The organism is Amaricoccus solimangrovi (genome assembly GCF_006385685.1).
GTDB classification, from domain to species: domain Bacteria; phylum Pseudomonadota; class Alphaproteobacteria; order Rhodobacterales; family Rhodobacteraceae; genus Amaricoccus; species Amaricoccus solimangrovi.
The window spans coordinates 1-714 of sequence record NZ_VFRP01000124.1 but is presented as its reverse complement, the minus strand read 5'-3'; the positions used below and the strand labels follow the sequence as shown (position 1 = coordinate 714).

The following is a 714-nucleotide window of genomic DNA, read 5'->3' as shown; positions in this document are numbered from 1 at the left end:
CCGATCACCGTCGCGGAGCAGATCGAGAGCACGCAGGAGGCTTTCGAGGCCGGCGCCACCATCGCGCATTGCCATGTCAGGAACGACGACCAGACGCCGACCTCCGACCCGGAGAAGTTCGGGCGGCTGCTCGAGGGGCTGCGCGAGCACTGCCCCGGCATGATCGTGCAGCTTTCGACCGGCGGCCGGTCGGGCGCCGGGCGGGACCGGGGCGGCATGCTGCCGCTCGCGCCCGACATGGCCTCGCTCTCGGTCGGCTCGAACAACTTCCCGACCCGGGTCTACGAGAACAGCCCCGATCTGGTGGACTGGCTCGCCTCCGAGATGAAGGCCCACGACGTGAAGCCGGAGATCGAGGCCTTCGACCTCAGCCACATCTTCCAGGCGGTGGCGATGCAGAAGGACGGGCGGCTCGCCGCCCCGGTCTACGTGCAGTTCGTCATGGGCGTGAAGAACGCGATGCCGGTCGACCGCGAGGTGTTCGACTTCTACATCAAGACCCTGAAGCGCCTCTCGCCCGAGTCCGAATGGTGCGGCGCGGGGATCGGGCCGAACCAGATCGTGCTCAACGAATGGTGCGTCTCCTCCGGCGGCCACGCCCGCACCGGGCTCGAGGACAATCTGCGGCTCGACAAATCCACCCTCGCGCCCTCGAACGCCGCGCTGGTCCGCCGCGTGGTCGAGCTCTGCGAGAAATACGAGCGGCCGGTGGCG

At 68.6% G+C, this 714-nt stretch carries 1 protein-coding gene; it reads left to right on the top strand.

The genetic code is table 11. The annotated features are described in order from the left end of the window. Positions 1–714, top strand: a 714-nt coding sequence (locus FJM51_RS23550) for a 3-oxoadipate:acetyl-CoA acetyltransferase (protein ID WP_140456512.1), incomplete at both ends; no start/stop codon positions are given.